At 65.4% G+C, this 8,013-nt stretch carries 7 protein-coding genes; all 7 read right to left on the reverse strand.

The features are described 5' to 3' along the window. Nucleotides 1-1,009, reverse strand: a 1,009-nt coding sequence (locus AC1VAN_RS05450) for a TFIIB-type zinc ribbon-containing protein (protein ID WP_480985409.1), incomplete at its 3' end; no start/stop codon positions are given. A gap of 24 nt (nucleotides 1,010-1,033) precedes the next feature. After that, a complete protein-coding gene (locus AC1VAN_RS05455; RefSeq protein ID WP_442251071.1) occupies nucleotides 1,034-2,182 on the reverse strand; it encodes an SPFH domain-containing protein in 1,149 nt (382 codons plus the stop codon). 218 nt (nucleotides 2,183-2,400) lie between these two features. After that, the gene (locus AC1VAN_RS05460; protein WP_480985410.1) at nucleotides 2,401-4,839 is read right to left on the reverse strand and encodes an aminotransferase class V-fold PLP-dependent enzyme; all 2,439 of its coding nucleotides are present in this window, start codon (nucleotides 4,837-4,839) and stop codon (nucleotides 2,401-2,403) included. Between the two features lie 201 nt (nucleotides 4,840-5,040). Then, nucleotides 5,041-5,574, reverse strand: coding sequence for a lipocalin family protein (locus tag AC1VAN_RS05465; protein WP_032974662.1), 534 nt, complete (start codon nucleotides 5,572-5,574; stop codon nucleotides 5,041-5,043). Between the two features lie 14 nt (nucleotides 5,575-5,588). Beyond that, complete coding sequence (locus AC1VAN_RS05470; RefSeq protein ID WP_080148694.1) at nucleotides 5,589-6,665, reverse strand: SAM-dependent methyltransferase; 1,077 nt, start codon at nucleotides 6,663-6,665, stop codon at nucleotides 5,589-5,591. Between the two features lie 5 nt (nucleotides 6,666-6,670). Next, nucleotides 6,671-7,447, reverse strand: coding sequence for a DUF1295 domain-containing protein (locus tag AC1VAN_RS05475; protein ID WP_480985411.1), 777 nt, complete (start codon nucleotides 7,445-7,447; stop codon nucleotides 6,671-6,673). Further along, nucleotides 7,447-7,989 carry a DUF2878 domain-containing protein gene (locus AC1VAN_RS05480; protein WP_025874468.1) on the reverse strand — a complete coding sequence of 181 codons (543 nt, stop codon included), beginning with the start codon at nucleotides 7,987-7,989 and terminating at the stop codon, nucleotides 7,447-7,449. The genes AC1VAN_RS05475 and AC1VAN_RS05480 overlap by 1 nt, the downstream gene beginning before the upstream one ends. Nucleotides 7,990-8,013 lie beyond the last annotated feature (24 nt).

Consider the following 8,013-nt stretch of genomic DNA (forward strand, 5'->3'; position numbering starts at 1 on the left):
CGTCCAGGTTGCGCTTTTCCGAAGTGAACCCGGCCAGGTACGAGGCGTTCCACTTCACCGCGTTCTTGGTGTCGAACGGCAGAATCGTGTTGATGATGTTGTTGGTGTTGGCGCGCGTGTCCAGGTTGCCGCGCTCGGCAGAGGATTCCAGCGGCAGGTCGTCCACGGTGAAATCGACCTGGCGTTCCACCTGGTAGATATCCGCGTCGTAGTAGGTCTGCTTGTTCTTCTCGGTGCCACGGGTGTACTCGCGGGTCTTGATCTCACCCTTGCCAGCCACCGCTGCGCTGACATTGCCGTCGACGATCATGTAGGGCAGGTACACGCCCACCACGTTTTCCGGGGTGAACTGTTCCTTGAACGCCTTGAGCGCGAACATCCGGCGCTTGTCGACGAACTGGCGGATGCGCGCGACCGCATCCTCCTTCTTGATATGGAACGGCAGCACGGCGTCGGGCACCGCGCCGTTGGYGATCTGTTCGTTCACGCCGAACACATGCCGGCACCAGTGGCAGCGCGCCGTCATCGTGCTTTCGGTGTTGACCGTGACTTCGGCGCCGCAACCGGTGCACTTGAAGGTCATCAGTGCCGAGGTGTCGGCATCGATATCGCGTGCGCCCGATGCAATGACGGTGCCACGCAGCTGGTCGATGGCTTCGCCCAGCCCGAATTCCTCCTCCACCCGCGCGCCATGCCACTGGTGACGGCAGTACAGGCAGACCAGGATGTCGGTGCCCAGCTTGGGCCGTATGTCGGTGGCGCCGCACTTGGGGCAGCGGTTGAGGCCGTCTTTCAGTTCGGCCGCAGCGGTGTCGATGGCGACCGGGTCGGGCGCCTCGACTTCGTTGCGGATGGCCTCAGGCAGCTTGGAAGTATCCAGCGGGAAGCTGCCGGGCAGGGGAGGGACATCCTGCGGCGAACCGGGGCCGTCCAGCACCGCCGCCGGCAGGGGCGGGGGTGCTGAAGCGGAACCGGGCAGCGGCGGAGGCGTGTTTCTGGGATCGGACATGGTGGTTGCGCGTCCTGCGTCTTCTTACAGTCCCAGCGCCTTGGCCTTCAGCGCGTCGTAGTCGGTCTGGGTGATCAGGCCCAGGTCGAGCATTTCCTTGGCCTTCTTCAGCTTGGCCACCGGATCGTCGGCGGCAGGGGCGGCCGGRGTTGCCGGCTGCTGCAGGTTGCCCGCGCCGAACATGCCCGATGCCATGCCCACGCCGACAAGCCCGGCGGCACCGCCGTTCTCACCGGCGGACTGGATGCCCTGGGCGACGCTGGCCTGCAGGTTGGAATTGCCACGCGAGCCGGACAGCGCATCGGCGCGCTGCACGGTCTTCAGCAGCTCGCGGGTGTTGGCGTCGTACTCGATCGAGACGATGGCGGTCTTGACGATGGCCAGGCCACGATCGGACTTCCACTGGTAGCCCTGTTCGACGGCGGCCGACAGGCTCTGCGCAAAGCCCAGCGAATCCTGCTGCAGCTTGGTGATGCGGTTGCCCTTGCCCGGATCGTTGGTGTACAGGCTGAACGCCGGCGCCAGCGAACCCACCACTTCATTGAACAGCTGGCTGGCAGCAGCATTGTCCAGGTCGGTGAAGTCGAACACCTGGCCCGGCCGCAGGTAGCTGGCCGGAACGAAGTTCTTCACGAACAGGATCGGGTCGACGATCTTCAGCGTGTACGAACCACGGGTGACCGCGCCTACCTGGGTGTTGAGGAAACCGTCGTCCCAGTAGATTTCCGACTGGGTGCCGAAGCGGTTGTCCGGCAGTTCCTTCAGCGAAACAAAGAAGGCGGCCTGCTGCGAGCCCGGCTGGCCGCCGAACTTGAAGCGCTCCCAGCTCTGCTTGATGAAGGTGCTGACCAGGCCGTCGCCGGCGAAGATCGACTGCGAGTTCAGATCGTCCGAACGCCACTCGTAGCCACCCGGCTCGGCCACGAAGGCAGTGATCGCGCCATCCTGGAACAGCAGCAGGCCGTAGCCCTCGGGCACGACGATCTTCGAACCGTTGCTGATGATGTTGGAGGAGCCGCTGGTGTTCGAACCGCGCCCGGCATTGGTGCCCTGCGGCACCGCCGCGAACAGGGCTGCCGTGGACGGCAGGCCGGTCGGCACGGTGTAGAAGTCCTTCCACTGGTCGGCCAGCACACCGCTGACTGCACCCTTCACCGCTTGTACCAGACCCATGACCCACTCCCTGTAGTTGCCGGACAGGCACCACGCCTGTCGTGCTCGGCTGACTATAGAGGAGGCAGGCTGCATGCGGCTAGCGGCTGGGTGTACCCCCATTCATCTCGCGTCACAGGCCAGGCTGCGGTTGATCAGGCCTGGCCGATCAGCGGCACCCGTTCCGTAGCCCATCGCCGCAATGCGACAGTCCGGCCTGGGCACGGCCCCGCAGCGGATCAAGCCTGCACAGTGCTGGCAACCCGGGGTTCCGGAGCCGGTGCCGATGATTGCTCCATCACACATTCCAGGCCTGAAGCATCTGTGTCCAGCAGGCAGGTGGCGAACAGCAGGAAGCGATACGCATCGGTGAAATTCGATCCCAGCCCGAACGAAATCCTGACCGCACCGCAATCACCCTTCTCCAGGATCTTCTCGTCGAATGTGGTGCAGTCGAGAATCTTCCCGGTCTTGTCCAGCTCACAGTGCTCGGCGCCTGCGGTCGCGTAGGTCGCCTGCTGGACGGCGCCCAGGTTGCAGAAGCAGCCATTGCGCAGGGTGATGCCGAACCGGTCTGCGGCGCGCTTGATGCGGGCGTGCGGCAGGATGGAGCCATAGCAGTCGAAGAAGTTCAGCATCAGCGTCGCGCCCCGCTGCGCAGCGGGCGGGCCATAGATCTGGCACAGCGGCAACGCGCCGCCTATGTGGTGGCGAAGCGATGACAGCTGCGCCTGCAGCCACTCGGCCAACGCACGCGAGCGCAACGCGACCGCTTCCACTCCGCCCAGCGCGGCCACGAATTCAAAGCCTCTGGCGATGGCGGGGAAGGCGGCGTAGTTGGGCGTGCCGACTTCGAATCGCTGGCCCGCATCGCGGTACAGCAGGCGATCGGTGGGTGACCATGGCCCGGAGTAGTAGCACACGCCACCACCGGCAAACGACGGCGGTTTCAGCAGGTCGAGTGCGGCCCGCCGGGCGAGCAGGCAACCGGCGCCGGTGGGGTAACCGAAGATCTTGTAGAACGACGCCACCACGAAATCGGGGTGATGACGGCCGCAGTCAAGCCGGTATTGCGGCACCAGGGCCGCCGCGTCACACAGCACCGTCGCGCCATGCGCCTGGGCCCGCTCGATCCAGGCCAGATCGTGCCGGGCGCCGGTCGCATTGGATTGCGCGGGAAAAGCGAGCAGATGCGGGGCGCCGGGCTGCAGCCGCTGCAACGCGCGCCACATCAGCCCTTCATGCAACAGCAGCTCGTCATCCAGCGGAATGTACTTCACCTGTGCGCCCTTCGCCGTGGCGTACTCGCGCAAGCCGTGTACCGAGGTGTGATTGTCCTTGGTCAGCAGAGCCTGCGACCCGGCCTGGAACGGGAATGACTCGGCCACCAACCGGATTGCGCTGCTGGCATTGGCGGTGAACAGTATTTCGTACTCCTCCGGCGTGGTTCCGAAGAAGGCGTGGATCTGTTCACACGCCCCATGGAGTGCGTCCTGGGATGCTTTCGATCCGCTGTGCGGATTGCCGAGAATCGTCCGCTTGAGTGCCTGGTAATCCTGCTCAAGCAGGCTGTCGGGTGGCAATGTTCCGCCCACGTGATCCAGATAGGTCACCTGTTGCTCATCCAGCCGCGCATACTCCTGCTGGCGCATGGCCTCGACCTGATCATGGGGATAATCGGGGTGGTCGGCGAGGAACCGTGCGCGAGCGCTTTCGAAGCCGCGCATCGCGCGCGCATCCTGCTGCAGTGGCAGGTGGAACGCCAGCAGGGGTGAGAAATCCGGTGCCCGGAGGGCGGCCTGCGCAGGAGTGTGTGCAGCATCGACACAGCCGCGCAGCAACCAGGCTTCCACCTGGTAACGCCGGTCTGGCACTGCTGCATGGACGGCGTCCAGCATCGCGTCCAGATAGCGTTCCCTGCTGGGGGCGTCGCACTGGTTGAACTCCTCCAGAAGGATGCAGGCGTTGAACAGGAACTCGCGCACATCGGCGTCGCCCATGGCAAACGCGAGGGGCCGCAGTTCAGCCATCTCGCCCTCGCGTGGGGAAAGTCCTTCGATCGCGAACGCCCGTGTGATGGGCGACGGGTCGGTCAGGCTCAGGGCCGCATCCATCAGCCGGGAGGGCATGCCGAAGTGCTGCCGTGACTGCTCGCGGGCCAGCTCGAACAGCTGGTTGTAGTGGAATGCCGTGGCGTAGACCCGTCCGCCAGGGCGGAGCACGCGCCTGAACTCGCGGGCGACGCGGGCCTTGTCCGGCGGGAACATCAGGCCGAACCCGCAGACGAYGACGTCGAAGCTGGCGTCGGCGAAGGGCAGCTCCGCCATGTCCACATCGGCAAGGAGGGGCACGTTGCGCTGCACCTCATCGCTCAGCACGCTGCGTGCCACGTTCACGGCGATCGCTGAGAGATCGGTGGCGACCAACCGTAGGCCGAGCGGCCTGCTCAGGTGCTGGTAAAGGTTTGCGGTGATGACCCCGGTGCCGCAGGCGACCTCCAGGACGTCGGACGCGTTGAAACCGGCCCGGATGTCGCCAGCGATCTCCTCGGCCAGCAGCTTTCCGTAGGGACCGAAAATGCGCTGGCTCAGTACGCGCTCATAGAACTCCATGAACGTGCTGAGCGACCATTTCCGTTCGGATACAACCTTGCACTGATGCGGCGAGACATCCTGCATGGCACGCTCCCTGTGGCCGGAGGCCGGTGAATCTTCGCCGCCTTTATTGCATGGGAGTAAATGTCTTTAAGTGATATTAATCACATAAAGCGGGATTGATAATCCGTGAAAGGCCGGGCAGCCCTATATTCCCCCATTCATGGGGCAACGGCCGATTCGGCGCTAGCGTCATTCTGTTCTGCAACATCACTTCGCGCGGGCTCAGCGCACCGACTGCGGCACACGGCGCAGCTTGCCGGTGTCGTAGCCCATTGCCTGGATGCGGGCGACCGCCTGCTGGTAGTCCGCCTCGCTCACCTGCGGCGTGCGCGCCATGTACCACACGTAGTCACGCTTGCTGCGGGCCACGATGGTCTGGGTGTAGCCCTCATCCAGCCAGGCAATCAGGTATTCGGCCTGGATGGGCCAGATGAACTGCATTCCCCAGACCGCACCATTGCCGTGTTTTTCCACACGGCCCACTGGGTGCATCGACTTCTGTGGCGACTGGAAGCTGCCCTTGCGATAGGTGAAAGTGGTCTGGATGCGGCCATCGGCCTGCAGCGCGTAGCTTTCCACCGCGTCGAAGGCCTCGCGCTCGGGCCGGGACGGAATATGGGCGATGACATACCAGTCGCCCATGAAGCGCGGCACGTCCACCTTCGGAGGCAGCGGGATGGGGCGGGTGTCGTGGCTGCTGCAGCCTGCGCCGAACAGGGCAACGGCCAGCAGCGGGAACAGCGATGCGATACGCATGCGGGCGGTCTCCTTCAACGCGGGCGGAACAGGTAGTGGGCGACCAGCCATTGCTGGCCGTCGTCGTAGCCGAACAATTCGGCGCAGGCCATCCAGAACATGCGCCAGCGCTGCCACCAGATGCGTGCCGCCGCTTCGTCGCCATAGGTCTGTGCCAGCACGGGCAGCAGCTGTTCACGGGCAGCATCCTGGTTGGCCAGCCAATGGTTGGCCGTGCGCTGGTAGTGCGTGCCGTCCAGCAGCCAGCGCTGGTCCAGCACCAGGTCGCGCTGGAAGTGCAGCAGCGTGTCCGCTGCCGGCATCAGGCCGCCGGTGAAGAAATGCCGGCCCATCCAGTTGTCGTCGCCCTCGGTCTCGAACGGATACATCAGCGTGCGATGGGCGAAAATGTGTACGAACAGCGCACCGTCCGGCTTCAGCCAGCGGGCAATGCGGCCCAGCAGGCGGTCGTAGTTGCGGACATGCTCGAACATCTCCACCGACACGCAGCGATCAAATGCAGCGGCAGGCAGGTCCAGCTGGTTGACGTCCCGGGTGAGTACCTCGACGTTGCCGAACCCGCGCGCCTCGCACTGCGCCAGGATATGGCTGCGCTGGCTGTGCGAGTTGGACACGGCGGTGATGCGCGCGTTCGGGTAGCGCTCGGCCATCCACAGCGTCAGCGAGCCCCAGCCGCAGCCCAGCTCAAGAATGGCCTGGCCGTCGGCCAATCCGGCGCGCTGCCCGTACAGCTCCAGCATCGCATCCTCGGCTTGGTCCAGCGTCTCGCGGCCGGTGCGGTAGTAGCAGCTGCTGTACTTCAGGCGATGCCCCAGGCAGCCCTGGAAGAAGGCGGCAGGCACCTCGTAATGCTGGCGGTTGGCCGCATCCACGTGCAGTGCCAGTGGGCTGCCAGCGAGCTCGGCGATACGGCGGCTGAAGCGCTGGGCCTGCTCCTCCATGCTGCCGCTCGACTCCTCGGCCAGGCGTTGCGCACACAGGCGGCGTATGCCCGCGCGCAGCGCCGCATCGGGCAGCCAGCCACGCTCGGCCCAGCCGGTAAGGCCGGCTTCCGTATCGGCAACCGGAGCAAGGGACGGGGTGCTGTTCATCGGGATCACTCCTTGGGGCTGCGCGGAAACCAGGGGAAGAACATCGGGGTACTGCGCTGGAAGTCGCGATAGTCATCGCCTCGACTGCGCAGCGCCTGTTTCTCGGTGAAGGGAACGCCACTGAGGTAGCGCAGGAACACGTACATCAGCACCGGCCCGGACCAGGCCAGCCACCACAAGGGTGAGCCGGCTGCCAGCAGTACATAGGTGAACCAGTGAAGCCACTCGAAGAAGTAATTGGGATGGCGCGTGTACCGCCACAGTCCTTGGCGGCAGGTCCGGCCCCTGTTTGCCGGGTCGGCGCGGAAGCGTGCCAGCTGACGGTCGGCCAGTGCTTCGCCGCCCACGCTGAGCAGCCACACGACGACCGCCGCTGCGATCCAGCCAGGCATGTCGCTGTGGGGATTGCCGGCCACGGCCGTGAACGGCAGCGCAAACAGCACCACCAACAGCGCCTGCGCCATGAAGAAGCCGAAGATCCTGCCCTGGTGGCCGTGCCAGTGTTCGYGCAGATAGCGGTAGCGACCGTCTTCTTCCTCGCTGCGTACGCGGCRCCACAGATGCAGGGCGAGACGACTTCCCCACAGGCCACCGAGCACGGCCAGTGCGATGCGTGGCTGCAGCGCGCCATCGCCCAGCCATGCAAGCAGCAGCGCGCCTGCCGCCACGCCCTTTGCCCACAGGACATCGACGATGCCGATGTTGCGCTGCCTGCGCTGCCAGGTCCAACCCCAGGCCATGATCAGCACGGCGTACAGCAGTACCCACCACAGAATGCTCATCAGGCTGCTCCGATCAATGGGGTGTCACGATTGCTGGGCGTTCCGCGACGGGCGACGGCGCACAGCAGCGACAGTGCCACGCACCAGCCCAGCGCCAGTGTTGCCACGCCCAGCCAGGCCGGGGCGGTGAAATGTACGGCCTGGAAACCCCGCGCCGCGGACAGATACGCCAGCGGCGCCAGCAGGCCCAGGGCCACCGGCAGCATCCAGTGCCGCTGCAGAAACGCCATCGACGCCGTCAGGGTCATCGCAAAGGCCGCCCACAGCGCGAAAATCCACGGTGGCGGCACCCATCCAAGCGGTGCGGCGGCGTACTGCACAGCACCGCTGGCTGCAGCGCTGCCATCCACCAGCCAGGCACACCCCAGCGCGAGCAACAGCAGGCGCAGCTCCAGGCGTGGCCGCGTCGAGGCAAGCAACTGGCTGCCGACATAGAGTGTGGCCGACAGCAGGGCCGGCCATTGCCAGCCGCGGCCGGCTCCGGCAACGGCGCACAGCCATACCAGCTGGTTGCCGATTACGTTGACCCAGGTGCGGCGCATGTCAGCCGGCCCGTTGGCCATGGA

The organism is Stenotrophomonas sp. 05L44_2 (assembly GCF_056665995.1).